This window comes from Rothia sp. HMSC062F03, from assembly GCF_001836905.1.
Classification (GTDB): domain Bacteria; phylum Actinomycetota; class Actinomycetes; order Actinomycetales; family Micrococcaceae; genus Rothia; species Rothia mucilaginosa_A.
Genome location: NZ_KV830861.1, coordinates 331,327 through 357,084, shown reverse-complemented (window position 1 = coordinate 357,084; position 25,758 = coordinate 331,327). Strand labels below are relative to the sequence as shown.

At 57.4% G+C, this 25,758-nt stretch carries 29 protein-coding genes and 1 pseudogene; 9 read left to right on the top strand and 21 right to left on the bottom strand.

Translation table 11 applies throughout. The annotated features are described in order from the left end of the window. Nucleotides 1-499, top strand: a pseudogene (locus tag HMPREF2674_RS01550) (hypothetical protein); the annotation flags it as partial. A 139-nt stretch (nucleotides 500-638) separates the two neighbouring features. Here HMPREF2674_RS01550 and HMPREF2674_RS01545 read toward each other — a convergent pair. Together HMPREF2674_RS01545 and HMPREF2674_RS01540 are read right to left on the bottom strand one after the other, a co-directional pair. Beyond that, a complete protein-coding gene (locus HMPREF2674_RS01545) occupies nucleotides 639-2,132 on the bottom strand; it encodes an amino acid permease (RefSeq protein ID WP_070824623.1) in 1,494 nt (497 codons plus the stop codon). 310 nt (nucleotides 2,133-2,442) lie between these two features. After that, nucleotides 2,443-2,955 carry an OsmC family protein gene (locus HMPREF2674_RS01540; RefSeq protein ID WP_210400114.1) on the bottom strand — a complete coding sequence of 171 codons (513 nt, stop codon included), beginning with the start codon at nucleotides 2,953-2,955 and terminating at the stop codon, nucleotides 2,443-2,445. Between the two features lie 226 nt (nucleotides 2,956-3,181). Between HMPREF2674_RS01540 and HMPREF2674_RS01535 the strand changes: the two genes are divergently transcribed. The 3 genes from HMPREF2674_RS01535 (at nucleotide 3,182) to HMPREF2674_RS01525 (ending at nucleotide 5,790) form a co-directional block, all read left to right on the top strand. Further along, a complete protein-coding gene (locus tag HMPREF2674_RS01535; protein WP_070824622.1) occupies nucleotides 3,182-4,024 on the top strand; it encodes an AzlC family ABC transporter permease in 843 nt (280 codons plus the stop codon). Between the two features lie 453 nt (nucleotides 4,025-4,477). Continuing rightward, nucleotides 4,478-4,813 (top strand): branched-chain amino acid transporter permease, encoded by a 336-nt coding sequence (locus HMPREF2674_RS01530; protein WP_049343862.1) that lies wholly within the window; start codon nucleotides 4,478-4,480, stop codon nucleotides 4,811-4,813. A gap of 8 nt (nucleotides 4,814-4,821) precedes the next feature. Next, a complete protein-coding gene (locus HMPREF2674_RS01525; RefSeq protein WP_070824621.1) occupies nucleotides 4,822-5,790 on the top strand; it encodes an AzlC family ABC transporter permease in 969 nt (322 codons plus the stop codon). Between the two features lie 290 nt (nucleotides 5,791-6,080). Here HMPREF2674_RS01525 and tpx read toward each other — a convergent pair whose 3' ends face one another. Continuing rightward, nucleotides 6,081-6,581: a thiol peroxidase gene (gene tpx / locus HMPREF2674_RS01520; protein WP_012903128.1), complete on the bottom strand. Its 501-nt coding sequence runs from the start codon at nucleotides 6,579-6,581 to the stop codon at nucleotides 6,081-6,083. Between the two features lie 174 nt (nucleotides 6,582-6,755). Between tpx and HMPREF2674_RS01515 the strand changes: the two genes are divergently transcribed. From HMPREF2674_RS01515 to HMPREF2674_RS01495, 4 genes are all read left to right on the top strand, one after another. Beyond that, nucleotides 6,756-7,637: a hypothetical protein gene (locus HMPREF2674_RS01515; protein ID WP_141761775.1), complete on the top strand. Its 882-nt coding sequence runs from the start codon at nucleotides 6,756-6,758 to the stop codon at nucleotides 7,635-7,637. Between the two features lie 159 nt (nucleotides 7,638-7,796). After that, a complete protein-coding gene (locus HMPREF2674_RS01510) occupies nucleotides 7,797-8,561 on the top strand; it encodes an LppP/LprE family lipoprotein (protein WP_084824408.1) in 765 nt (254 codons plus the stop codon). A gap of 450 nt (nucleotides 8,562-9,011) precedes the next feature. Next, nucleotides 9,012-9,404, top strand: a complete 393-nt coding sequence (locus HMPREF2674_RS01500; RefSeq protein ID WP_070824618.1) for a DoxX family protein — start codon at nucleotides 9,012-9,014, stop codon at nucleotides 9,402-9,404. Nucleotides 9,405-9,603: 199 nt separating this feature from the next. Beyond that, nucleotides 9,604-9,861 carry a GlsB/YeaQ/YmgE family stress response membrane protein gene (locus HMPREF2674_RS01495; protein WP_049358631.1) on the top strand — a complete coding sequence of 86 codons (258 nt, stop codon included), beginning with the start codon at nucleotides 9,604-9,606 and terminating at the stop codon, nucleotides 9,859-9,861. Nucleotides 9,862-10,010: 149 nt separating this feature from the next. Here HMPREF2674_RS01495 and HMPREF2674_RS01490 read toward each other — a convergent pair whose 3' ends face one another. The 9 genes from HMPREF2674_RS01490 to HMPREF2674_RS01460 form a co-directional block, all read right to left on the bottom strand. Continuing rightward, nucleotides 10,011-10,379 (bottom strand): zinc ribbon domain-containing protein YjdM, encoded by a 369-nt coding sequence (locus HMPREF2674_RS01490; protein WP_070824617.1) that lies wholly within the window; start codon nucleotides 10,377-10,379, stop codon nucleotides 10,011-10,013. Between the two features lie 342 nt (nucleotides 10,380-10,721). After that, entirely contained in the window at nucleotides 10,722-11,078 is a 357-nt protein-coding gene (locus tag HMPREF2674_RS01485; RefSeq protein WP_070824616.1) for a transcriptional regulator, read from the bottom strand. Then, entirely contained in the window at nucleotides 11,068-11,619 is a 552-nt protein-coding gene (locus tag HMPREF2674_RS09050) for an Asp23/Gls24 family envelope stress response protein (RefSeq protein WP_084824407.1), read from the bottom strand. Before HMPREF2674_RS09050 ends, HMPREF2674_RS01485 begins: the two co-directional genes overlap by 11 nt. After that, the gene (locus tag HMPREF2674_RS01480; RefSeq protein ID WP_246826145.1) at nucleotides 11,616-12,272 is read right to left on the bottom strand and encodes an RNA polymerase sigma factor; all 657 of its coding nucleotides are present in this window, start codon (nucleotides 12,270-12,272) and stop codon (nucleotides 11,616-11,618) included. Before HMPREF2674_RS01480 ends, HMPREF2674_RS09050 begins: the two co-directional genes overlap by 4 nt. Then, on the bottom strand, nucleotides 12,262-12,597 hold the full coding sequence (locus HMPREF2674_RS09490) for a hypothetical protein (RefSeq protein ID WP_246826144.1): 336 nt from the start codon (nucleotides 12,595-12,597) through the stop codon (nucleotides 12,262-12,264). Before HMPREF2674_RS09490 ends, HMPREF2674_RS01480 begins: the two co-directional genes overlap by 11 nt. Nucleotides 12,598-12,928: 331 nt before the next feature. Further along, on the bottom strand, nucleotides 12,929-13,333 hold the full coding sequence (locus tag HMPREF2674_RS01470; RefSeq protein WP_246826143.1) for a DUF6286 domain-containing protein: 405 nt from the start codon (nucleotides 13,331-13,333) through the stop codon (nucleotides 12,929-12,931). A gap of 140 nt (nucleotides 13,334-13,473) precedes the next feature. After that, entirely contained in the window at nucleotides 13,474-13,890 is a 417-nt protein-coding gene (locus HMPREF2674_RS01465; RefSeq protein WP_049338128.1) for an Asp23/Gls24 family envelope stress response protein, read from the bottom strand. A 2-nt stretch (nucleotides 13,891-13,892) separates the two neighbouring features. After that, on the bottom strand, nucleotides 13,893-14,069 hold the full coding sequence (locus HMPREF2674_RS09365) for a hypothetical protein (RefSeq protein WP_044142321.1): 177 nt from the start codon (nucleotides 14,067-14,069) through the stop codon (nucleotides 13,893-13,895). Between the two features lie 33 nt (nucleotides 14,070-14,102). Beyond that, entirely contained in the window at nucleotides 14,103-14,582 is a 480-nt protein-coding gene (locus HMPREF2674_RS01460; protein ID WP_070824614.1) for an Asp23/Gls24 family envelope stress response protein, read from the bottom strand. Between the two features lie 858 nt (nucleotides 14,583-15,440). On the opposite strand from HMPREF2674_RS01460, the gene HMPREF2674_RS01455 reads away from it, so the two are divergent. After that, nucleotides 15,441-15,653 (top strand): TOBE domain-containing protein, encoded by a 213-nt coding sequence (locus HMPREF2674_RS01455; RefSeq protein ID WP_005505155.1) that lies wholly within the window; start codon nucleotides 15,441-15,443, stop codon nucleotides 15,651-15,653. 184 nt (nucleotides 15,654-15,837) lie between these two features. Here HMPREF2674_RS01455 and HMPREF2674_RS01450 read toward each other — a convergent pair whose 3' ends face one another. The 9 genes from HMPREF2674_RS01450 to HMPREF2674_RS01415 all read right to left on the bottom strand — a co-directional run bounded on the left by HMPREF2674_RS01450 (nucleotide 15,838) and on the right by HMPREF2674_RS01415 (nucleotide 25,499). Further along, on the bottom strand, nucleotides 15,838-16,968 hold the full coding sequence (locus HMPREF2674_RS01450; protein ID WP_246826142.1) for a hypothetical protein: 1,131 nt from the start codon (nucleotides 16,966-16,968) through the stop codon (nucleotides 15,838-15,840). A gap of 73 nt (nucleotides 16,969-17,041) precedes the next feature. Beyond that, a complete protein-coding gene (locus tag HMPREF2674_RS01445; RefSeq protein WP_371441251.1) occupies nucleotides 17,042-18,304 on the bottom strand; it encodes a HEPN domain-containing protein in 1,263 nt (420 codons plus the stop codon). Beyond that, nucleotides 18,301-18,423, bottom strand: a complete 123-nt coding sequence (locus tag HMPREF2674_RS09640; protein ID WP_168168035.1) for an ApeA N-terminal domain 1-containing protein — start codon at nucleotides 18,421-18,423, stop codon at nucleotides 18,301-18,303. Before HMPREF2674_RS09640 ends, HMPREF2674_RS01445 begins: the two co-directional genes overlap by 4 nt. Before the next feature lie 228 nt (nucleotides 18,424-18,651). Continuing rightward, on the bottom strand, nucleotides 18,652-19,803 hold the full coding sequence (locus HMPREF2674_RS09045) for a hypothetical protein (RefSeq protein WP_246826141.1): 1,152 nt from the start codon (nucleotides 19,801-19,803) through the stop codon (nucleotides 18,652-18,654). 296 nt (nucleotides 19,804-20,099) lie between these two features. Then, nucleotides 20,100-21,185: a redox-regulated ATPase YchF gene (ychF, locus tag HMPREF2674_RS01435; RefSeq protein WP_049346490.1), complete on the bottom strand. Its 1,086-nt coding sequence runs from the start codon at nucleotides 21,183-21,185 to the stop codon at nucleotides 20,100-20,102. Between the two features lie 296 nt (nucleotides 21,186-21,481). After that, complete coding sequence (locus tag HMPREF2674_RS01430) at nucleotides 21,482-22,114, bottom strand: response regulator transcription factor (protein ID WP_049343349.1); 633 nt, start codon at nucleotides 22,112-22,114, stop codon at nucleotides 21,482-21,484. A 140-nt stretch (nucleotides 22,115-22,254) separates the two neighbouring features. After that, nucleotides 22,255-23,538: a sensor histidine kinase gene (locus HMPREF2674_RS01425; RefSeq protein WP_070824611.1), complete on the bottom strand. Its 1,284-nt coding sequence runs from the start codon at nucleotides 23,536-23,538 to the stop codon at nucleotides 22,255-22,257. 178 nt (nucleotides 23,539-23,716) lie between these two features. Then, entirely contained in the window at nucleotides 23,717-24,475 is a 759-nt protein-coding gene (locus tag HMPREF2674_RS01420) for an ABC transporter permease (RefSeq protein WP_005508459.1), read from the bottom strand. 70 nt (nucleotides 24,476-24,545) lie between these two features. Next, nucleotides 24,546-25,499 carry an ABC transporter ATP-binding protein gene (locus HMPREF2674_RS01415; protein WP_070824610.1) on the bottom strand — a complete coding sequence of 318 codons (954 nt, stop codon included), beginning with the start codon at nucleotides 25,497-25,499 and terminating at the stop codon, nucleotides 24,546-24,548. Nucleotides 25,500-25,758: the final 259 nt, after the last annotated feature.

The following is a 25,758-nucleotide window of genomic DNA, read 5'->3' as shown; positions in this document are numbered from 1 at the left end:
GGCGCCCCTGCCGGAAGCAACCGTTGGCGTTAACCCGACCTATGCGCCGACCGTGGCGCCCCTGCCTGAAGCAACTATCGGTGTGAACCCGACCGATGCGCCCACCGTGGCGCCCCTGCCCGAAGCAACTATCGGTGTAAACCCCACTGACGCACCGACGGTTCCTGCGCTGCCGGAAGCACCGGTTGCCGATAAGACCCCCAACGCTGACAAGCTGGAGGACGCAACCGTGGCGCATCCCAAGAATAAACCTGCTCAGAGCAAGCCAGCTCAGGAGGCTCCGGTGACCGCCGCCCGCTCGGCTATGGACACTCCGGCTAAGGACGGCCCGGCAAAGGACAGCCCCGCTAAGGATCATCTGGCTCAGGAGAGCAGCCCCAAGAAGGCTACCCTGGCGAACACCGGCGCATCCAGCGTTGGCATGATTGTTGGCATTGGCGTTGCCGCGATTTGTGCGGGTCTGGGTTTGAGCGTTCTGCGCTCGCGCCGCCACTCCTAAGAGCTGCAGGGCTTACAGCCTAGCTCTCCCGTGCGGAATAAACTGCAGATAGCAAAGAGCCGCCGGCTCCCCTCGGTCAGGGGGAACCGGCGGCTCTTCACGTATCAGCTCATTCAATCAGCTGACGCAATCGTTCGCGTTACTTCGAAGCCTTAACCTCGAGGCCGCTCACGTCCATTTCTTCCAGCGGAATCAGGCGGTCACGGGTCACGATGCGGTGGCCCAGCCACACGGCCGCCACGACGGGCAGGCCAATGTAGGAGCTCAGAACGCCAAACCAGTCGCCACTGATGATGGCCTCGTAGTTCTGGCCGCCAATCACGACCAGGCACATGAGGAACGCAATGATCGGGCCCACGGGGAAGAACGGCGCCACGTACGGCAGCTCCTTGAGGCTGTGGCCCTGCTTCAGGTAGGCGCGGCGGAAGCGGTAGTGCGCCACGGCGATGCCCACCCAGGTGATGAAGCCCGCCAGACCCGACACGTTCACGAGCCACAGGTACGCACCATCCGGCGAGAGCAGCGCGGCGATGAAGCCGACCGCGCCGATAGCTGCGGTTGCCAGCAGCGCGTTCATGGGCACGCCGCCGGAGTTGATGCGGGTGAACATCTTCGGTGCCTTGCCCTCCTGCGCCAGGGAAAAGAGCATACGAGCCGAGACGTACAGGCCGGAGTTACCCGCCGAAAGCACGGCGGAGAGAATCACGGCGTTCATGACGGCCGCCGCGAAGGCGATGCCCGCGCGCTCAAAGATGAGGGTGAACGGGGAGATGTTCACGTTGCCGTCCGCTGCGGTCAGCAGGTTCGGGTCGGTGTAGGGAATCAGGAAGCCGATGACGACCATCGCGCCGATGTAGAAGAGCATGATGCGCCAGAACACGCTGGTGAGCGCGCGGGGCACGTCGCGGCGGGGGTTCTTAGACTCGCCCGCTGCCACACCGATCATCTCGGTGCCCTGGAAGGAGAAGCCTGCGACCATGAAGATGGCGAGCACGGCGGGGGCACCGCCCACGAAGGGTGCCTCGCCCACGGTCCAGTTGGAAACGCCCGGGGAGCTACCGCCCAGGATGCCGAAAATCATGGCGATACCGGCGATGAGGAAGACGACCACGGTGACGACCTTGATGGTGGCCAGCCAGAACTCGCTCTCACCGTAGGAGCGTGCCGAGAGGGCGTTGATGCCGGTCAGTAGCACGAGGAATCCTGCCGCCCACACCCAGGAGGGCACGTCCGGCAACCAATACCTCATCACCTCACCGACCGCGACGAGCTCGGCGGCCACGGTAATCGCCCAGTTGAACCAGTAGTTCCAGCCCATGGCGAAGCCGAAGGATGGGGACACGTAGCGCGCGGCGTAGGTCTGGAAGGCGCCGGGCACGGGCAGGTGCGCGGCCATCTCGCCGAGGGACTGCATGAGGAAGAGCACCATGACGCCGATGAGGGCGTAGGCGAGGATTGCGCCACCGGGGCCCGCGGTGGAGATGGTCTTACCGGAGGCGACGAAGAGGCCGGTGCCGATTGCGCCGCCGATTGCGATCATCTGCATGTGTCGGGCGGAGAGGCCTCGCTTCAGTTCACCCTCTGCGGGGGTGGCTTCCGATGCAGCGCCGGAAGTCTCTGTAGGCTGTGCCATGTCAGGTCTTCTTTCTGAGGCTATTGCTTCGTGCGTTTGCTAGGGGGATTGTGGGCTGTCCAGTCTATCCCTGCCGTCGATGCGGCTGCCGAAGGTTTGTGCCTGGGTCAAGAAATTCTTCAATCTTAAGGATTTCTTACGTACCGTAAGTTTTCCTAATCTGAGGGTCAATCCTACCCGCTTTCCGGGCTCTTTTCCACCCCAAACCCACAAAAACACAGAAAAACCCTCCCGAGCCGCTCCATCACGAGCGGCACGGGAGGGCCTCAAGTCAGGCTATCTCTCCGGGCGTTTAGTCCGTCTAGCCTTTCTAGTTCGCCAGGTTGTGGAAAGAAACGTTCGTGGGGTGCTCCACGGTGCGGGAGACGGTGCAGTCCTTCTGCTCGCTGAGCTGAATCAGGCGGTCCACCATCTTCTGGGCCTTGGCGCCCTGCTCGTCCTCGGGGAAGCGCACGTCAAAGTCCACCTCAACGTCGTCGAGGCGAACCGCACCGTCCTCGGTCTGCTTCAGCGCCGAGGCGAGCACCTCGAATACCTCGGGGGTGGAGCGGCGGGAGGTGCCGGCGTCCACATCCACGGAGGAGCAGCCGGCAATCGCGGCGAGCAGCAGCTCGACGGGGGTCAGCAGGCCCTCGCCCACACCGAAGTCGAGGGTTGCGCCGTTGGCACCGTAGGCACGGTAGCGCAAGCGGTCGATGCGCTCAATCTTGGTCTGGCGGTAGTTGTCGAGTTCGCGGCGTTCCTGCTGGCGCGAGTACACCTTCTTCTGCTCTTCTGCAGTCTGCACGGTGTTGCTCTGCTCAGCGTTGTTCTGCTCGGTCATTGAGGTTCCTTTCGGGTTGTCTGCACGGTCGCTAGGTTATTCAGTACCGCGTTGTTTAGCGTCATTCACTATAAGCGTGTTTCTCATTATTTTATTCCCGGACTCTTTTTCTCGTCGGTCAACCGCTGGCTCCTATACACTGGAAAGCCGCGGCGGGCGTTATCTTTGCCCGTCTGCAGGCAGACGAGGCATTTCGTAGAACGTAACGCATACGAGGAACCCACTTATGGCACAGACTCCCAAGCTTCGGGGCGCTCAGCGTCAGAGCACTCGATTTAAGGGCGCAGGCTCGCAGCATGATTTCCGCTTGGCTGTTGCGGATTCTTCCGTGGTGATGCTCGGTATCGCTGTGCTGGGTTTGGGTTTGGGTATTATCCTCAACGCGCACGGCCTGCCGATTTGGACTGCGCCGCTGCTATCTGCCCTAGTTTTTGCCGGTTCGGTGGAGTTTCTGATGGTGGGCATGGTCAGCGGTGGCGCGTCGGTTGCCTCGATTGCTTTGACCGTGTTCCTCGTGAATGCTCGCCACCTGGTGTACGGCCTCTCCTTCCCTCTGCACAGGGTAAAGGGTCTCGGGGCTAAGACCCTGGCGGTTCACACTCTCTGCGATGAGGCCTTCGCCGTCAATTCGGGGCCCGACCGTAACGAGCGTTCCGGCGCCCGCATCCTGTGGGTTAACACGCTGATTTACGTGTCGTGGATTCTGAGCGTGGTGCTCGGATACGTACTCGGCGCGAGCTTCCTAAACGACCTGAAGGGCGTGGACTTCGTGATGGTGGCTATCTTCACGGTTCTTGCGATGGACGGCTACCGCGCTAACCCGGATCACGTGACGGCGCTCTTCGTTGCGGTTTCGGCCGCGATTGCGCTGATTTTTGCGCCTTCCTCGTTCCTGGTGGTGGCGTTGGGTTCGTATGTGGTGTTGCTGTTGGCGCGTTTCCCGGTGGCGAGGCGCCGCGGCACCCTGCCTGCCCGCTCGGAGCAGAAGACAAGCGAAGTAACGGGGTCCGCTTCCGAGGATAATGGGGGTTCCGCCGGGGTGTTACGCGGCGGCTCGGAAAACCGTTAATATAAAAAGTGCGAGCCGCCTATTCGGCCCGCCCTTCTCTTTCCTGTTTCACGCGGAACCGGCCGCGATTCGCCTTTCCAGGCGCCATCTCGTGAGCCGCCGCCCACAGATTTGAGGTACCACATGCAGATGAAAGATACCGCTAAGGAAACCAGCGACGCAGAACGCTGTGCCGCCCCGGAGTAACACCGCACCGGGAGCGGCATCACCCGAGGTCACGCACGAGAACTACTGCCGCGCGCAACTACCCGCGCCGAAAACTAGTCTCATGCGGGAGGAACGTCCCTCCGCCTCGTTGTTCGCGGCTTTCATCTATTCACGTACCTATCGCACTACTCCCCCGTTTCCTCGGGCAGACCCGGCTCTCGGCGGTTGCTTTGAAGACTTTAACCGTTCGACCGTGTGTCTTTCGCCTCCGGGGTTTTCTGAGTGGTGCAGAAAGAGACAACCCTCATGAACGGCGAAGTTACTGCCGGATATATTTTGACTGCGGTGTTCGTTGCTGCAGGTATTACTTTTATGCTGCGTCTTCTGCCTTTCGGTTTGAAGAAGGCGCTCGCCGGCTCCGAGCTGCTCGATGCACTCAGCCATTGGATTCCGCTCGGCGCGGTGGCCCTGCTGGCCATCTACGCGGTGGCGAAGATTGATTACTCCTCGTTCACCACGGCGGCACCGTACCTGGCGGGTCTGGTTGTGACTGTGGGTGTGCACCTGTGGCGTAAGAATATGGTGCTGAGCATGGTGGCGGGTACCGTCACCTGCGTTGTGCTGGCTAACTGGGTTTTCTAGGGGGCGTCATGACTTCATCTCAGGATTCTCAGCGTCACCCGGCGGATGCCTCCGCCCCCATCGTCGAGTCGGTCCACCGCACCGCGCCCGACCGTAGCGCGCAGCAACAGACGAGCCAGCAGCGGGCGGAACCCCGCCAGGCAAGCCCGGAGCAGGTGGATCAGGTGATCGCCTCCGCCCTTCCGCTGACCGGCGTTATTCCCGTGGTCGAGGCACCCAAAGACTCTTCGGACTCCCAGCAGCCACGCGTGAGCGGTTTTGCCGAGGCGATGCGCACCGCCGGCGTGGTCATGGCGGGCCTGTTCTTCGTGGGTATCGGCCTGGGCGTGGTGATTCACAGCTACGGCTTCCCGATGTGGCTGGCGGTCGTCCTGCCGGGCATTGTCTTCGCCGGTTCCGTGGAGTTCGTGCTGCTGGACATGATGTCTCTGCACGCTTCGCTGGTGTCGATTGCGCTCATGACTCTGCTCGTGAATTCGCGTCACCTCATGTACGGCCTGTCCTACCCGATTGAGCGGGTGCGCCATCCTCTCGCGAAGTTCTACAGCGTGTACACGCTCACCGACGAGGCGTACGTCCTCAATAGCGGCCCCGACCGCCACACGCTGCGCGGCTCCCGCATCCTGTGGATTCACGCGGGCATGCAGGTGTCCGTCATCTGCGGTACCCTGCTGGGCTACGTGCTGGGCGTCAGCTTCCTGAGCGAGCTGAAGGGTCTGGGTTTTGTGATGACTGCGCTCTTCGCGATCCTGACCGTGGATGCGTACCGCGAATCGAAGGACCGTCTGACCGCCGTCATCGCGCTGGTGGCCGCGGCCGCGGGCCTGCTGATTGCCCCGCAGTCCATGCTTGTGGTGTCCATGGTCGTCTACCTAAGCCTGCTGGTGGCTCGCTACGCGGTGCAAAAGCGTCGCGGTACCCTGCCCGAGCACATGCTTGTGGCCGACCACGACGGCGGCTCCGAGCAGACGCGCTAGGTACCGGGGGGGCATACCGGCCCTTCGCACTCTGCCTAATGCATCGTTAAAACGCTCCGCCCACCCGTGATATCGGGTGGGCGGAGCGTAATGCTGTCGCCAGCCGCATGTGTGGGGTGAGACCGTACTCGTGCGGTGTAGCGTTCGTATCTGTTGTGTCGTGCACCGCGCGAGAGAAATAATCGCGCGGCGGTTATCACTATTTTAAAGCACCCCGGGCGCAAACCAGGGGTATGCGCGCCGGGGCGTTGAGAATCAATTGCTCATTCGCGAGGCGAACGAAACGGAAACTACTTGATGGCGGCGAGGGCTGCTTCGTAGTTGGGCTCGTTGGTGGTCTCGGGAACCAGCTCGGTGTAGACAACCTCACCGGCGGGGTTCACGACGACCACGGAGCGTGCCAGCAGACCCGCCAGGGGGCCGTCAATCAGCTTCACGCCGAAGTCCTCACCGAAGGAGGAGCGGAAAGCGGAGGAGGTGACGACGTTTTCAATGCCCTCGGCTGCGCAGAAGCGGCCGATTGCGAAGGGCAGGTCGTTGGAGACGCACAGCACGACGGTGTTCTCCAGGCCTGCAGCCTGCTTGTTGAAAGTGCGGACGCTGGTTGCGCAAACACTGGTGTCGACGGAGGGGAAGATGTTCAGCACCAGGTTCTTACCTGCGAAGTCTGCGGAGGAAATCTCGGAGAGATCAGCCGCGAGAACCGAGAATTCGGGCAGCTTTGCGCCGACTGCGGGCAGGTCGCCGTTGGTGTGGATTACGAGTTCGTTCTGTAGAGTTACTTCAGCCATGCCTTCATTGTCCCCCGGATAGGGCGGGTGTGCAAGGGGACACAGGCACTAGCGGGCAGAGTTTCCGCATAGCTGATTTTCTGCTATGCCGATTCGCCTCAGCGACACCTCTACAATGGGCAGGTGAGCATTTTGAGGCACGTATCTTCCCGCCTTACGCCGCTGGCGCATCCCGTGACGAATTTCAGGGCACTCCGTCAGAACCTGCGCCGTCAGCGGGTGGAGGGTCGTGCCCTCGTTGATCCGCAGAATACGTACCGTCCGAGTGTGCGCGCTGAGCTGCGCCGCATGTTCACTCGCCCTTTCCCGGTGGAAACGCAGACGCTCATGTGTAACGCCCTGCTGGCGGCAATCTGCTGGTACCTGCTCCCGGAAGCCTGGCGTTCGTGGCTGTTTAGCGAGTTTAGGGGCCCGGCCGGTTTTGCGCTGGTGATGGTCGGCTGGATGGTTGCGGACGTAACCTCCACAAACCTGATGGGTCACGACGAGGAGCATGCGCTGCGTGCGTTGCGCAGTAGCGACCCGCACGCCCTGCACCTGTTCGTGCGCACGAAGGCTATTGCAATCGGCCTGATCACGGGTGTTTCTGGCACTCTGCTGGCGCTGATTCTGCACAGTCAGGACAAGCACCTGACCCCCACCCTCATGATGTCCCTGTCCTTCTTTGTGGTGCCGGCTATTGTGGTGTCCCTGGGCTCGATTCTGGGCGTGATTTATCCGTACCGTCTGCGCGGCTGGCAGTTCCGCTGGGCGCACCGCAAGAACCTGCGGATGAGTGCCCGCTGGGTTCTGCTCTGTTTCGGTCCGGGCTGGGTGCTGGGTACGGTGCTGATGTCGCTCATGTTCCCTTCATTGTTCCTGGCGGATGCGCTCGCGCGCCTTCTCAACCCCGGCGTGGATCCGCGCGATATTGCGTTCCAACCGTTGCTGTTTTCGCTGACTTTGTGGGCTCAGGGCGCGATTAGTCTGTGGGTTTTTCCGCGGGTTACGGCACGTATTGCGACGGCGAGGCGCGCCTGGCTGGTGCACTACCTGACCGACGATAAGGTCTGCTAACCGGTTTTCTGCCGCCTACCGGCAATGGAAAAAGGCTACGGTAATGAACGGCGCTGACGCCCCGCACCACGTCAATGCGTCTTTTTCTCTATACTGGACGAGTTCACTGTTCACATACATCAGCTTGCGATGCGCCGCCGCATCGCGCGAGGAGTCCCCATGCGTTTGACCCGCTCCGCTCTATCCCTGCCCGCCCTGGGCGCGGCCGTGGCCCTGGCCGTCTCGTCCTGCTCGGCAAGCACCGATTCGGCGCTTTCCGGTACCGTTGTGTCTTCGTCCGCCTCGGCGAGCGCATCCGCTTCGGCTTCGCCGAGCTCCTCCTCGAGCGCCGCCTCGGCTATCTTCCCCACGGCTTCGGCGAGCCCTTCCGCTTCTGCCTCCGCCTCTGCGTCTTCGCCCGCCCCGGCTCCCTCGGTGGTGACGATTACGGTGAACCCCGAGCCGAGCGTTACGACCGTTCCCGCGAAGTCTGACTCCTCGGGCGATAAGAAGAGCTCCAGCTGCTCCAACGTGTCGGCTTCGTCCACGGTCTCGAAGGCTCTGAGCGATATGAAGAACAAGAGCAAGTGGAACCAGTGGACGAACGTTTCCCGCACGTACGAGGGTTTTGATCCCTGCGCCGAGCTGTCCTGGATTGACGCGATTCCGGGCTCCTCCCCGGATGAGTGCTGCATCTCCTCGATGGCCCACCACATCCTGCTCTTCCACTACGGCAAGTTTATTGGTACGGCAACCTACGAGCCCTACTCGTTCTCGCCCTCCATTACCCGTACCGCCGATAATTCGATTAGCGTGACCTACCGCTATATGAAGGACGATGAGAGCCCCGCCAACGCGAGCGGCCGCACGACGGCTACGTTCACGTGGAGCTCTTCTCAGAATAAGGTCGTGATGAGCGGCGAGGTTCCGCCCAGCGGCGAGTAGGTTCACCGCTCCGTCCGTAAATTCTGCGGATACGACGAAGCCCGCCCCTCGAATGTTTCGAGGGGCGGGCTTCTTATGCTTAGGATTATTACGCCCTGCGGGGCGAGATACCTTAGGCTGCCTTCTTCTTGTAGATGAAGAATGCGGCGCCTGCGAGTGCTGCGATGAACAGAATCTTCTTCATGGGGTTACTCCTTTGATTTTTGGTATGGTGCACCCGGTCCGTCCTGATCGGCGTCGGCTCGTGGGGAGCCGCTCGTCGGTCGGTACCGCACGCGGTGCCATGCTTCACATCATACCCTGTTTGACGGGTCTTTTCCTCTTGAGGGGTTGGATTTGGACCTCGCCCGGTTGCGGTGGCTTCTGTGCTTCCCCTTCCGACGGTGGATATTTTCGAGACTCGCCGCGCGGGCTCACGGCATCCTCGGCGTTGGGGAGGATACTGGGGGCATGAGCATTTTTAAGAAGAAAGAGTACAGCGCCGAGCGTTCGGCGACTCGTATGGCCCGCGGTCTTGCCGTGATGGGCGCGCTGCACTTCATTATCCCCAAGCCCTTCGATTCGATTATTCCGAAGTACCTGCCGGGCCCTCCGCATGCGTACACGCACGGTTCCGGTGTGGCTGAGCTGGGTACCGCTGCCCTGTTGTCGAGCGATAAGACCCGCCGTGCCGGTGGTCTGTTGGCCGCGCTGCTGTTCATTGCGGTGTTCCCCGCGAATATTCAGATGGCTCTGGATGCGCGCAAACAGTCCGCTCAGCGTAAGGCTATTGCATACGGTCGCTTGCCCTTGCAGTTGCCGCTGATTTGTAGCGCGCTGAAGATCTGGCGTAAGTCGAAGTAGTCAATACATTCACCATTCGATACATTCGACACTCATCTCAATGATGAGAAAAGCACCTTAGCGTTTTAGAGATAAAACACTAAGGTGCTTTTAGCTTAATAAAAGCTCACATAAGCTCTTCTTACATCATATTTACGTATAATTGAAAACAACATACTATCTGCCACAGTGGCAGATATATAAACCCAAGGAGATTACAATGGGTACTTTTATTGGCACCATTATTACCGGCGCAATTATTGGTGCACTTGCACGCTTCTTTATGCGAGGCCGCCAGAACATTTCGATTCTTTGGACCATTATCTGCGGCGCTGTCGGTGCAGCTATCGGTACCTGGGCAGCGACTCAGCTGGGTGTTGCAGACACTCGCGGCATTGACTGGATTCGCTGGATTATCTCAATTATTGCCGCAATGCTGACCATTTCCCTGTACATGGGCTTGACCGGTAAAAAGTAAAGAAATATTCGTCAATTTTCTTTTAAAACCTAAGCAATTTTTATAAAGCAAAAGACGGCACCTCCCCTAGCATGAGCTAGTGCGGGAGGTGCCGCCTTTTCTGCGCCTCGCAGGAGGCGTTACGTCTTCTTGGCTTATATCGCCTTCGCTTATGCCTTCTTGACGACGGAGGACTTCAGGTACATCTGGCCTGCGCCGGGGACCTTCGCCTCAATGTCGTGGCCGTTGACGGGGGATTCGAGCAGGCGGATGCCGCGCACCTTGGTGCCAGCCTTGATATCTGCGCCGCCCTTGACCTTCAAGCCCTTGACGATGGTGACGGAATCGCCGTCGACGAGCTCATTACCGACGGAGTCGAGAACCTTGGTGCCTGCTTCTTCTTCGGTTTCGCCTGCTGCGGTGCGTTCCCACTCGTGGCCGCACATGGGGCATGCCCAGAGTTCGCCCATTTCGTAGGTGTAGTTTTCGCTGCATTCGGGGCAGGCGGGTGCTTCGATTTCGTTGGGGTTTTCGCTCATGGTTCCTTCTTCTGTCTGTGCGGATGCGCCGCTCCCCTGCACCTAGTTACCGCGGCGTTGGGCGGTGGTGCTGCGGCGTGTGGGCGCGCGTCAGCCAGGGTGGGGGTGCGACGGTGGTGGGTTGCAAGGATTCTCGCGTTCGTGCTGACTATATCATTTGGCGGGTGTGAACCGCATGTGTGGGGCTGGTTTTTGTCGGTTTTTTGGGGTGGGTTCGGGGCGTGCCGGTCAATAAGACTTATGCCCGGGCGGCTGCCTTGTGTGGCGCGCGAGGGTTAATAAAGCGGAGCCCCGCACTGTGTGTACAGTGCGGGGCTCCGTTGCTTTCTGAGGTAGAACCCCCTACAGGAGGGACTGGACCCTCACCCTAACCTGCGGGGTATTATCGTCATCGCTACTGATTGACTCTAAGGTTTTAGAGTTTGAATGCTCTTCGTCGTGTTGTTGCGATTGAGACAGCGAACGAATGACAGTCTCTTGGATATCTCGTACGATATCTTTGACCGGCCTGGATCCGTCAATGCCGACCTCAATAGTAGCTTGGCTCGAGCCTGATTCAACGATTACGCCAAATCGGGCCTGCATCATGCGGCTACCGATTACTTTCAGGGTGCTACCCAGCCCAGGTTCGATTCCTCGTACTCCGGGAACGGCAATGACCAGCCGAAGTAGCTCGGCGGCAGAGAAGTTAGTCGTCATGATGAATATCCTCGATATGTACGTTGACTGTCGGGGAGACTCCCAGGTTCTCATAGCAGGCTTCGCGGACGGCTTCGCGGACTTGCTGGGCCAGCTGCGGTAGGCTTTCAACGGCACCGTGAGCCGAGACTCGGCAGGATACAACCTCCGGAACCCCCAGACCGCGATGCTCTTCGCTTGAAGGTGCATGCTCAAAAGAAGAACGCAAGGAACGTGCACCGGGCACCGAATCAACGGCTCGCCTAATGAGCGCTCGCAATGAAAACTCAGACATGCTGTAGGGACCCAAATCCGTATCGGGCATTTCCACCTGAGCACCGTGACGAGTCTCAGCGATAATAGCGTCCATTATGGAGCGGGGCCGCGGCATAACCGAAGTACTTCCCATAGCCTCTAGCCGGTCCCATTCCTCGTGGAGGGAGGCGATGAGACTCAGATATTCCTGGGTGTCCGCGTCGTCCTGCTCGTGCGAGTGCAAGAGTGATTTTGCCGACGCTGCTGAGTGTCGGACCTTATTTGAGAGGTTTTTGGCGTTACTCAAGCCCACTCCTTCATCAGGCGTATGACGAGAGAACGGGCTCGTGCCAGCCTCCCACGGACGGTCGAAACTGTCAGGTTCAGTGTCTTGGCAATCTCTTCGTATGACATCTCATCGATTTCTCGAAGAATCCATACTACACGCAGTTCAGGTTCCACGGATGCCAAAAGATTGGCAAGGGCCTGAATCTGCGCATTAACTTCACTGGAATCAGCCGGGTCAGCGGTACTGCTCGACGTCATCTCAGCCGCAGCGCTCACACCTTCGAGTCCTTCCGCATCATAAGGATCCGTGGCACGACGCTGACGCTTACGCACCATACTAGTAGCTTTATTAGTGCAAATCTGCATAATCCAGCCACGAAAAGCTGCCGGTTCCCGAACTAGGTGAAGGCTACGCCAAGCCTGGACGAGGGTATCCTGAACAATATCCTCGCTGTCCTGACGGTTCCGAACAATCATATATGCAGAGCGGAAAAGACGCCCTTGATAACGCTCAACAAGCTTCTCAAAGGCGTCAATATCTCCGTCCTGAGCACGCAGAACAAGGTATCTGTCCTCGTCCTGCGTTGCTTCAGACAAAGCGCTCAGCTGCGCGGTGGGGTACTGATGGGATTGAGGTTCCGGCACCACCTTGCTCTGAGGTTTATGCGCCAATGCTCTCTCCCGTGATTTCGGGTGCATGATGGCCAGTTACAGATTCGGAGACATTACGTGACTTCGAGGAACGCTCCAGCCGTACTAGAACGTCAATCTGCTTGGGGCTCGCGCCGAAAGATACTGCCACATCATTATTGAGTCGGTTCTTGAGTTCAGCAATAGCCCACTCAACCTCACATCCCTGAGAGACAGTAGCCTCTGCCTGAACCCACAGGCTCTTCGGGGAGCCAGTAGCCCAGACAGCGCACTTTTCCACACCAGGGACTTCCTGAGCACGCTCAGTCAAAGCCTGCGCCAGAACCTCAGGTGCCAAAGTAGCCATCAGCACACCCTCAGAACCACTAAACTTCAAAGGGGAGGCAGCAGCTTTACGGGGAACCTGTGCAACCAGCATGAACAAGCCGACAACGACAATAAGTACTGATACCAGTGCTACTACAGGCAGGAACCACGGCGTGTGTACCATGGGTCCGATAAAGCTAGCTACCGGGTCCTGTGCAGAGGCCAGGAAAGGTGCAATTTCCGGCCAAGCCTGACCAGCATTGAGACCCGAAGCTAAAAGCCAAAAGGACACTACTACAAGGAGAAGCCCAAAGGTGGCCAGGACAGTTCTGTTCAAAACACCAGAAACTGAACGCATATTCGTATCTCCTTTAGCTAATATGCTTAATCCGCACGCGACTACGTGCAATACCCACGGGTGCGAGCATCTTTAGGACTTCGTCAGTCTTCTTCCGTGCAGCTTCACGCACGGGGCCGAGGTCGTCCAAGACGCTATGGACAACAACGTCTACGCGGGAGCCGTTAGCTGTAACGATAGCGGAATGGACGCCGTCAATCTGCTCAACCTGGGTCTGAATGAGGTTAGCCAAGTCTCGGCGCTTTGCGACAGTCTGACCGGGAATATCGTCGGGGAAAATTTCCACACGATCCGGGACTCCAGGCAGCACAGCGCCAATGATCATAGCCAGACCGAACACCGCCAGGATGATGGCGAAGATAATAGCCGTGACGGAGCCAAGAGTGGTAGAACCAATAGCGGTAAGGGTACCCACCATAGACTCAGGCCAGGCTCCGTTCACCATTCGGTGAACCGCAAGCCAAACCACCAGTCCCCCCAGTGCGAGCAACACAAGAGCCAACAGGATGCTAGGGATGCTTCGCGAGGGACGACGAATTAGTTTCGGAACAGGTGTACTCATTTAAGGCTCTTCCTAACGTGGCTGCTCGGATTGAGCCAGGATATCTCGATGTTAATCTTGCCCACGCTAAGCCCCGTGAGGTACTCAACGCGGTTACGCACGTGTGCGCGCAGATTTTCGAGGATGGGGGACAAAGGTGCGGGGAAGACCAGTCCGATGTCCAGGTGCAGGACTGCTACCTGGCCGTAGAGTTCACACTGGGCTTCAGGGCGCGAGTCGAAGTTGTGGCGGGTACCAATTCCCAGTACGCCTCCAGCATTTGAGCCAACGTTGGCACTTTCGTTTGCAGCCTCAGCTGCAATCTTTGCAACGAGTCGCGCGGGGATGGTTGTGGTGCCGCGGTGCTCCCAGGAAGAACGTTCTTCCTGGGAAGCACTTAGCTGCGTGTTTGCACGCTGGTTCGCGGTCACCATCGTCACTTCTTTCGCCCGTCCAGGAGGCTTCGGACATCGACCCGGCCCTCCAGGCAGAGGCCTACGGCCCATCCGGCAAAGCCACACAGGGCTACCAGAACGAACGTTCCGAAAGAACCGAAGGCAAGAACGGCTCCAAGGAACAGGCCCACCAGGAGGGCCAGGTGCGTTGTCTTCATAAGAACTCCTTAGATTAAGGCGTTGGATGCGGGTTACTTGAGGTCGGTGTCCTCGGACTTGTCAGAGTCGTCCTCGGGCAGGTGAACGTCGGTAACGTTGATGTTGACTTCAACAACCTCGAGACCGGTGGTGCCCTCGATCTGCTCGATAACGTTGCGACGAATTGCGTCGGCAACCTCGACGATGGAGACACCGTACTCGACGACTACGGTAACCTCGACAGCTGCCTGGGTCTCACCCTTCTGGACGCTAATGCCGCCAGCAACGTTGGTCTGAGCGTTGGGGATACGGTCGGTCACTGCGTTGAACGCACGGCGGACAGCGTTGCCCATGTCGTAGACGCCGGGGATTTCACGAGCTGCCATGCCAGCAATCTTTGCGACGACGCCCTCATCAATGGTGGTAACACCGTGCTCGGTCTGGAGGGGGCCGCGGGGTTCCTTGGTCTCTTCAGCCTTGTTCTCGTTGTGCTCGCGCTGCTTTGCGGTCTGGGGGATAGCGTTGTTGCTCATTTGGAGCCTCTTTCGTAAAAATCCGAGATGGTTAATAACGGTTATGCACGATGCAGTAAGCAATGTAGTCAAGGTGCCCTCGGTGGCATCCACAATCAGCTTTCTTCACTAACTGATCTGACTAGTTTTGCTACCCGTCATATTTGCCGTGCTAATAGTTAGACGCCACCAACTGGGGTTTCGTCATAACTTTATTTTATGCAGTGCATCACTTAGTTCAAAAAAAGGTCTTCTTGTGCGCGTAACAATCCATCACAAACATATAGATAGGTAGCGCACCATTGCCGTATATCCCGCCAGATAAGAGTCACCGCAACACTGCAGACGACCGCTTCGGAAGACGGCTTTCCGTCTTGTCATCCTATGGTTTCAGGTAAGAAGGTGCACCCGTCAGATTCTTCAGAAGAAGCCAACAAGAATAAAGCGGAGTCTCGCACTGCACCTTCACAGTGCGGGCTCCACTGCATCTGAGGTTTCTCTACCGGGTTGGAGCATTTACCCTAGAACTTACCCCAGTTGGTCAGCTCCGAACGCGCCGGAACGGGCTCCTTGCTATCCCAACGTTCCGCGATCTTCTTCCAGGCGATGGTCATGGAACCCTCCATGGATCTGGGTGGTTTGTTGTTTCCTTATATACGTCTAACGTGCCCGAGGTGGGGTTTTATTCCTGGTTTACCCGGTTTGTTTTCGTGGCTCAAGGTGTTCGTGTGGGGTGTCCGTGCGAGATATCGAGAAAGCCCAAAATAAAATTTGCCTGGTTTGTGCGTAATATTTTGGTTGGAAGGTGCTTCTGAGCGGCTGCGGCATGTAAAGTACATAGAGCATTTATAGGTTTTTATGAACGAAAGGCACGGCTTCATGAAGCTTTCTGCACGTAACCAGTTCGCTGGCAAGGTTGTTGAGATTACTGAGGGTGCGACTAACGGCATCGTTAAGATTGAGATCGCTCCGGAGGTTGTTATCTCTGCTTCCATCACCAACGAGTCCATCAAGGAGCTGGGTCTGAAGGTTGGCGAGACTGCTTACGCAGTGATTAAGGCTTCCAACGTTATGGTTGGTGCTGACCACTAATCCCGGTCAATAAGGCTTATACCCGGCGGCTGCCTTGTGCAGCGCGCGAGGGTTAATAGGGCGGAGCCCCGCACTGTGTATTCACAGTGCGGGGCCCGCTTTCTTTATGGTTTTATCGCTTAGACGTTGAAGCGGAACTCCACTACGTCACGACGTAAATCAGCGTTTCAGGGAAAGGGGTACCCTACGAGGAGAGTTCCTCCTTCCACGGCCCAATTTCCGTGGCAGCCGATTCCAGTCCTTCCCCGTAAACTTCCCACAATTTGGGGCACTTTTCACTCATCCATTCGAACCCCTGACGGACATCGACGTCATCAATTCCCCATCCCCCTATGCGGTCCGATTTAGGCACTGATTCAATTGCGAAAGCTAGGTTTTGAATCATCCGCATCGCTAGATGGCTATCGACATCGGCGACCCATCCAACCGCTCTGATGAGCCAAGCAGCTGTAGCAGTAACGCTGTCGGTCGAGCCTTTAATTTCCCACCGGTCAAACGAGCGTAGGACATCTCGATGCAGCAGATAGGCGAGAGCATCCGCAATCCCTACCTGTAGCTTCCCCAGCTCATCCGCGTTCAATGTGGGGCCCCGGCGTCCCATTTCCAAGTCTTTGACCGCGAGAAGGGCACCTGTCAGAACATTCAATTTAAGACCGCCAGGAGCCCGAGGATTAATACTCCCAACCGCATCAAGAAGAGGAGCCGTTGCTTGGGGAAGAGCAAGAACCAGCTTCCGGTAGAAGGAGTGACCTGGACGTTGCTTTTCTGCAGTCGGTCCCGTAACAAGTGCAACGATACTCGAAACCTCAATCTTTAAGCCCTGTCTTGTTACTTCCCCAATGAATTCGAGCAATCCAGGATAGGGTCGACACCCGTTTCTTTCTGCATAACGACGCTCAAGCCCGTCAATATAATTGCTCACAGCGGCATCAGTCAGGTTATCTTGCACTTTCGCACCGGTGGACGTTCCAGGAAGCGCAAGAGCAGGATTGGCGCGGAGATGGGCGAGGAGGAAGTCCCGGTCTTCTTCCTTGTACTCACAAATCTCTTTCCATAACACCTCCAGATACCTGGCGTCTGAGGATTGAGTAACAATCCCCAGTAGCGCATCGCGTCGTTGGAGTTGAGAAACTAAGGTTTGACGAGCGAGGATTTTGGCTTGCAATTCGCTATCACGTTTTGCCTGTTTCGCTCCCATCCTCCATAGAACAATGGGGATAAATGCAGCGGCCACAAAGGATGCTAAAGCCAAGAGAAGCATCGGGTCATCCCACGACCATTTAGTTACAAGGGAATGCCACCAGTCGACTATCATTTCTTACCTCCTAAACGTTGAAGCGGAACTCGACCACGTCATCATGCATCAGTATTGTTTTGTTTTTCCTCAGTTATTTTTTCCGGCGGAGGCGTGAGCCATTCCCGGGCGTGCAAACTGCTTTAATAAATTGACGATGACGACTAACGATTATTTTTTGATATTCATCTGATACACCTATATATCGCATAACACTCAACACGACCACAGCCTTCGTCACATCCACTATAGCAATTAACTCTTCGACCGACTGGTTCTTGACTTTCCCCTCGTGTGTAAGGTAATTTCGGGCTTTTGTAGCCTCTTTTGCCCAATATTCAACGTCAGGAATAAGAGCTGAAATCAAATCTTCACCCACAAAATCCGCAAGGCCAACCAGTCTCTGCCGGAGGGTCAGTTCATTACGTATGGATGACTTAATCATTTCTTTATACCCATCTGGTGCAACTTCTAATAATTTCTCTCTCATCAGCTTAAATTCCTTATTATCATAAGGCCTCCCACCAAGCTTAAGGTTGCGATGTAAAACTTCTGCAGTCATAGTCACCGTCAAGAGGTCATTTTCAACAAATGGCATCTTCTCGAATTGCATCACGATAACCATGCTAATAGCTGCCTGAGCCCGATTTGCCAATTCGAACCACTTCGAGAGGGATATATCAATAGGGAATGCATTAGAGATAAGTTCAGCGCTAAACTTACCACGAGCCACCTCAGTTCCCGCCCCAATCTTAACCGGCAAGAAAAGAAGATCCAGGAATTCATTACCAACCTGAAGCTGCATCCAGACAATGTCTGAGAATTGATTAACAACGAAAGAAATGAAATTCTGGATAACCTTAACTTCCTCCAGAGCTTCATGCAACGAAAAAACTTCCCCTGAAATTATCTGACAAAACGGGCCTCTTTGATTGGGTTTTTCAGAGCTACCGAAACCGCAGATTTCAACACTTTTACCTAAAGCGCTAAATTTAAATTTTTGACCATCTTCAAGAGAATCCCAGCACCCCAAGTTATCAACAGACACCCTAAGACCATTAAATACTTTATTCTCCTCATTTTCTAGATGTTTCCCTAGAATCAGCTTCTCCGCACTGATTCTACAATTACTTATATAATTTTTATCAATTCGCCCCCGAGGCCTCAAAGGGCTCTTATCCATTGCATCCATGATGGTAATATTTATTCCATCAGCGACACCATAAATCACATCATACGAAATTAAATAGTCTTTACTCGTAACGACTCGAAATAGATTCCCATGCTCATCTTTACGTATATCCCCAAGCTCATCAGGATTATATCCATCAAAATAATTATCTAATTTGAGGCTCAGACCCCCCCCTTGCCATCGTAAATAAGGGTTCCTGCAACCTTGTTATCAGGATTTTCGGGCAGCCACCAATAACCGTCCCATTCACCCTTTTTAGCAAAAGGAAATGGAGATTCATTCATTCTATCCTCCAAATAAAATAATCAAGCTAAAACAGAATTTCATCTAGGCGATATTTCTGTAATCCCTACATAAATTTCAATTAGCGGTTGACATTACGATCTAAGGGTACAGAAAATCCGGTGACAGTGAGATGAATTTCGTCATCCCTCCGTCACCGAATTTTCAAAGTCCTATCGACCCGTCAGACTTAGACGTTGAAGCGGAACTCCACCACGTCACGGCGTATATCAATGTTTCGGGGGAAGCGATAGTCTACGAGGAGAATTCCCCTTCCACGGCCCAATTTCCGTAGCAGCCGCTTCTAACCTATCTCCGTAGGTTTTCCACAAATCGGGACGCTTTTCACTAATCCAATCGAATCCCTGATGGACATCATCACCATCAATTCCCCAGTCCCTTATACGACCTGATTCAATTACGGAAGCTAGATTCTCAATCATCCACGTCGATTGAAGCTCATCAACATCGGCAACCCAACCAACCGCTCTGATAAGCCAGGCGACTGTAGCAGTCATGCGCTCGGTCGATCCTTCAAATTCCCACTCATCAAACGAGCGTAGGGCACCTTGATATAGCAGAGAAGCGAGAGCTATAGCAATTCTATATTTTAGCGCCCTTACCTCTCCCTCAGACAACCTCCCGTCTTGGCACCTCAGTTCCAAATCTTTGACTGCCAGGAGGGTACCTGTCAGAACATTCAGTTTAAGCCCATTGGGAGCACTAGAATCAATCCTCTCAACCGCTTCAAGAAGAGGGCCCGTTGTTTGGGGAAGAGCAAGAACCAGATCCTGATAGAAGAGATGACCTGGGCCTTGTTTTTCTGCAGTCGGTCCCGTAACAAGCGCGACGATACGCGAGTCCTCAATCTTTGCGCCCTGTCTTATTGCTTCCTCAATGAATTCGAGCAATCCGGGATAGGGTTGGTCTCCATCACGTTCTGCATAGCGATCCTCAAACCCATCGACATAACGGCTCACAACAGCATCAGTCAGATTATCTTGCACCTTCGTGGACGTTCCAGGAAGCGGAAGAGCAGGATTAGCGCGAAGATGAGCGAGAAGGAAATCCCGGTCCTCTTTCTTATACTCACTAATCTCCTCCCATAATCTCTCCAGATACGAGGGGTCTGAGGCTCGCTCAATAGTCTCCGGTAGACTATCGCGTCGCTGGCGTTGAGAAACTAACGCACGATCCTTGTTCAACTCGCTGTCACGTTTTGCTTGTTCGGCTTGCGACTCGCTGTCACGTTTTGTTCGTCTCAATCCTATCGCCGAGAGCACAACAGCGATTACACTGATTACAAGGGACACCATGGCAATAAGAAGCATCGGGTCGTCCCAGGACCATTTAGCTAAAAGAGATTCCCACCATTCGAGCATTTCTTATCCTTTCTTATTCTTAGACGTTGAAAAATCAGAATTTCGTTCATTCTCGTCAACGTAGACCAGAAGACTTGTCACAAGCATGAGCGCCTGGAGGTCTTCGGTGCAATGGGTTCGTTATTCTCTTCATTTGTTTCTTTATTTACAGACGTATTCGCCTCCTATATCTCCTGATTTGAGAATTATTACAAATTCAGCTTGCACTTACAGGGTACAAAAAATCCGGTGACAGTGAGATGAATTTCGTCATCCCTCCGTCACCGGATTCTCAAAGTCCTATCGACCCGTCAGATTTAGACGTTGAAGCGGAACTCGACTACGTCGCCGTCCTGCATGATGTAGTCCTTGCCCTCCATACGGACCTTACCGCGAGCCTTCGCCTCCGCCATGGAGCCAGCCTCATCCAGGTCCTTGAAAGACACAACCTCAGCCTTAATGAAGCCGCGCTCAAAATCAGAGTGAATCACGCCAGCAGCCTGCGGCGCAGTATCACCCTTATAAATAGTCCAGGCGCGAGCCTCCTTCGGGCCAGCAGTCAGGTAAGTCTGCAGGCCCAGGGTCGAGAAGCCCACGCGAGCCAGCTGGTCCAGGCCGGACTCATCCTGACCGTTCATCTCCAGCATCTCGCGAGCCTCCTCCTCAGACAGCTCCACCAGATCAGCCTCCAGCTTCGCATCCAAGAACACAGCCTCAGCCGGCGCCACCATGTCACGCAGCTCCTGCTGCTTCTCCTCAGACGCCAGAATGCCCTCATCCGCGTTGAACACGTAAATGAACGGCTTAGCAGTCAGCAGGTTCAGCTCCTTCAGGTGAGCCAGCTCCAGCTTCGCATCCTTCGCACGAGAAATGATGGTGTCACCATCCTCCAGGATCTTCTGCGCGGTCTTGTAGGTCTCCAGCTGAGCGGCGTCACCCTTCTTAATCTTCACGGCCTTCTCCAGGCGCGGAATAGCGTTCTCCAGGGTCTGCAGGTCAGCCAGAATCAGCTCAGTGTTAATGGTCTCCATGTCGGAGGCGGGGTCTACCTTGCCGTCCACGTGAATGACGTCCGGGTCATCAAACGCACGCACCACCTGGGCGATAGCGTGCGCCTCACGAATGTTCGCGAGGAACTTGTTACCCAGGCCCTCACCCTCAGAAGCGCCCTTCACAATACCCGCAATATCAACGAACGAAACAGTCGCAGGCAGAATACGCTCCGAACCAAAAATCTCAGCCAGACGGTTCAGACGCGCATCCGGCAGGCTCACCACGCCCACGTTCGGGTCAATGGTCGCGAACGGGTAGTTAGCCGCCAGCACGGTGTTGCCGGTCAGAGCGTTGAACAGGGTGGACTTGCCCACGTTAGGCAGGCCAACAATGCCGATAGTTAGAGCCACAAGTTTTCCTTCGAATCATGTACCCCGCCAAACACTCAGGATGCGCCGCGTACGTGATACGGCGGGTGCGGGCGGGCACAGGGCGAAAATGGTGCCCGCTTCCAAGCGCGACACCGTCGGTCTCGGGAAGAAACGGGTGCGGGGCGCCTGCGGGCATAGACACTACCATTCTACCGTGTTCGCGCAGGAGCCGCCCCGAGTGCAGGGATAGGTACCGGTTAGGAGAAAGTGAAGGCGAAAAACTGAGGCGAGGAAGCATCATCGCTCCCCCGCCCGAATTATTGAGAAGCAGCGAGTTAGAGCCAGCCATTCTCCGTGGCGATACGCACCGCATCCTGACGAGTCGACGCGCCCGTCTTCGCCATCGCCGCCGACAAATAATTACGCACCGTACCCGCCGACAAAAACAACGCCGACGCAATCTGCTGAGCCGTACCACCCGACGCCGCCTCACGCAGCACCTGCGCCTCACGCTCCGTCAACGGAGAAGCACCCGTCACCAAAGAATCCGCCGCCAACGACGGATCCACCACACGCAACCCCGCATGCACACGACGAATCGCCTCCGCCAACTGGCGAGCGCCCGTATCCTTCACCACGAAACCACTCGCGCCAGCCTCCAGGGCACGGCGCACATAGCCCGGGCGGCCAAACGTCGTCACAATCAGCGTACGCACCGGCTCACCCGACTCGCTCAGCGCGCCCGCGTCGCGAATCGCGGCGGCCGCCTCAATGCCGTCGGTCAGCAGGGTGCCGGGCATCTGCACATCCAGCAGCACCACATCCGGCTTCAACAGAGCGACAGCGCCCAACACCTCGTCACCGCTACCGACCTGACCCACAATCTCCAGGTCAACCTCCAGACCCAGCAGAGCGGCAAGAGCCTCACGGATGAGCTGCTGATCGTCAGCGAGCAGAACACGAATCATGGGAACCTCCCAAAGGGCGAAGACGGGGTGATAACGGCGGGCGGAACAACCGCGTGAGGTTGTCTACCACCACCATACAGGGGCGGGTAGCTCCCCCGTCCAGGGCGCGGCGCCAAGTTCCACAATCTACAGCACCCTATTTACAGCAGTGAGGTGTCGCCGTCCATGCTCACACGGATGCGCGTACCCACCCCACCGCCAGGGTTCTCCGCCAGCCACTGCTCGGGCGCCGCCTCGATCACCACGCTACCGCCGGACGCCGCCACACGCTGAGCCATACCCGTCAGGCCGTTACCGCGCGCATCGCCCACACCCACGCCGTTATCGAGGATGTCCAGGCCGGTTGCGCTCAAACGCACCCGCGCCGTGTTCGCGCCCGAGTGGCGCACCATATTCGTGACCGCCTCACGCAGAACCCAGGAGAACAGCTTCGCGTTCACACCGGCCACCGCGAGCGCGCTCTGCGCCTCCGGCAGTTCGGCGCGAATACCGGCGGTCTGCAGGGCACGACCCGCACCCTCAATCTCACCCGAGAAGTCGGGCACGCGCAGGCGCGTCACGGTTGAACGAACCTCCGCCAGGGATGCGCGGGACAGCTGCGCGATCGCCTCCATTTCGGCGCCGGCGCGGGCGGGGTCAATCTCCAGCAGGCGCTGCGCCAGCTCCGCTTTGAGGGTGATGACAGTCAGGGAGTGGCCCAGCACGTCGTGCACGTCGCGGGCAATCTCTTCACGTTCCTCGGAGAGCGCCAGGGATGCACGCGCTACGTCCGCACGTTCGCCGAGCTCAATCAGGTAGGAGAAGCCCAGCATGCCTGCCATCGGCGCACCAATAAAGAGAGCGATACCGCCGTGTGCGCTGACATCAAAGCCGGTGCCCACCATAAAAATTAGCCAGCAGGCCACGGCAATCGTCGCCGCTACACCCAAGCGCAGGCGGTACGGGGCGATTGTGCCAAAAACCCAGAACGCCACAAAGTACATGCTGAACGACAGGAACACCATATATGCCGATTCCACCTGCAGTACCGTCAGGCCAGCCACGGGCAGTGCCATCAGCATGGTCCAGATGACGCTTCGGCGCGTTGTGGAGGCGACCGGCACCAGCCACGGCACCGCGTACGCTGAGCAGTTCACCACCGCGAACAGCGCCACCAGCGCCACACCGGTCCAGCGCACATGCGCCAGCCCCGGGGCGGTGAGGAAGCTATCCAGCGGCATGAGCAGAAACACCAGCCACGGGGCGCTGAAGCCCAGCGCCAGCCAGTTCACGCTGCCGCGGCGTTCGCGGTAGAGGAAGCGGAAGCGGTTCTTACCCAGAGTGCGCTGCGCGGCGGAGGGTGCCGCCTCGTTCTCTGCGTGGGGGTGTTCGCTCACGGCGCGGGCCTGGTCAGTGTTTTGCGGGTGGGTGTGGGTTTCGGTCATGGTTCTAGCCTAACGTGTGGGTGCCAGGGGTCCAGGTGCCAGGGGTGCAGATACCACCGGTGCGGCGGTGTCAGTAGCGGCAGTGTTAGTAGGAGCAGTGTGAGTGGATACGGCTTCCGCCGCAGCCTCGGGAGCCCTGATACTACGGAACCCTTGAGACTGCGGCGGGAAGAAGCGTTTAGCGGCGGGTTGCGCGGCGCATCAGCAGGGCAGAAACACCCAGGAAGATAGCCGCCCACACAACCAGGCTCACCACTGCGTACCAGAGCGGCTCGGTCACGAACCAGTCCTCACCACCCAGAATAATGGTCTGACCTGCGCTGAAGGGGTAGCGGGCAATCTCAGCGGCACCGTACAGCGGGGTGAAGCGGGCGTACTTCAGCAGGTCGGTGCTCAGCGGGGAGAACACGGTACCGAAGAAGCTCATAATCACCAGCAGACCGTTCGCAATGGACACGGCGTTCTCGTTACGAATCAGCAGACCCATCATGATGCCGTAGAAGGCGAACACCAGACCGCACAGCACCGTCAGCGCGCCAGCGGCAAGCTGCTGGTTCACAGGGATCTCGACACCGGTGAACATGCCCACAATGTTCACCGCAATCACCGGCACCGCAGAAATCACCAGGGCGGTCAGCGCCTTCGCGCCCAGGTACTTGCCGGTAGTCAGCGGGGTCAGCGCCAGCTGGCGGTTCCAGCCGCTGGAGAGCTCGGTGACGGTGCTACCGCTAATCGCCACGGTGTTCTGCACGGCGCCGTACAGCGCCATGCCAATCATGACGTACGCTGCTACGTTGCCGTCACCCATCGGCTGGGAGGAGTAGTCCTGCATCGCGCCAAAGAGCAGGAAGAAGACGATGGGCAGTGCCACGCCGAAGAAGAAACGGTCGGTCGAGAGAATAGAAGCGCGGATGTCGTAGAGTGCGTAGCGGAGCATGATATTTTCCTTGAGGTGTGTAACGGCGGCGTAGCGTTTAGATGGTGTGGTGTTTAGGCAGTCTGAATGTTTAGGCGTCGGATGCCTTGGAGGCGGCGGCCTGCTCGGTCAGCAGGGTGAAGGACTCGTCCAGGGAGGGCTTGGTGACCTCCAGGTCGCTGATGCTGTAGTTGTTCAGCAGAGTGCGCAGTACCTGCTCAATCTCCAGCACGGAGATGCGGTGGCGGTACCCTCCGGACTCTTCGGTCACCTCGACCGGCACATCCAGGTCGGTGATGGGCGCGGGTGCGAGGAAGGAAAGGTGGCGGTGGCCGGTCAGGGCGCGAATCTCATCGGAGGAGCCGTCAGCGATGATGGAGCCGGAGGCCATGAGCACGATGCGCTGGGCGAAGTTCTGTGCTTCTTCCAGGTAGTGCGTCGCAAAAAGAATGGTCGTTCCACGTTCTGCGATGGCTTCCATACGCTCCCAGAAGGTGCGGCGCGCATTCACGTCCATGCCGGCGGTCGGCTCGTCCAGGATCAGCAGTTCCGGCGAGTGCATGGTCGCCAGGGCGTAACGCAGACGCTGCTGCTGACCGCCCGAGCACTTGCCGACCTTACGCTTAGCGATATCGGTCAGATCGGCGCCGGCGAGTACCTCATCCACGTCAATGGGCTTGGGGTACAGCGCCGCAATCATCTCGACCGTAGCGCGAATCGTCAGGTCCTTGAGCAGACCACCGGTCTGCTGAACCGCACCGAGTAGACCGGCGCGTGCTGCCTCGGAGGCGTTGCGGCCGAAGACGCTCAGCTGTCCGCCGCTGGGCTGGGCCAGACCGAGGATCATGTCGATGAGAGTGGTCTTGCCTGCGCCGTTGGGGCCGAGCAGTGCGATGATTTCGCCGCGCTTGACGGTCAGGTCAATCGAGTTGACGGCGACTACGGTGCCTGCCGCGCGGGTGGAGAAAACCTGGCGGAGGGAGCGGGCGGAAATAACGGTTTCTGCGGTGTTGGGCTTGCTGTTCTGAAGTGCTGCGGTGTTCATGTTTCTATTACACCGCCGGTTTTCGCGCCGCTGCGGTACAGAGTGTCATGACCTGCACATGACAAATGTCATGAGTTCGCGGAGGGGCTGTTATGACGCGGTAATTTCCGGGGTAATAGGCCCTGGGCAACGAGGCGGCAGCGGAGGCGGTCACGCGAAGCGGGGGCTCCGTCCTCAAGGCGCCCCAGCGCCGCAGAGGGGGCACTGCCTGCGGCGGAGGTGCCGGTTACGCGGAGCGGGGGCTCCGTCCTCAAGGCGC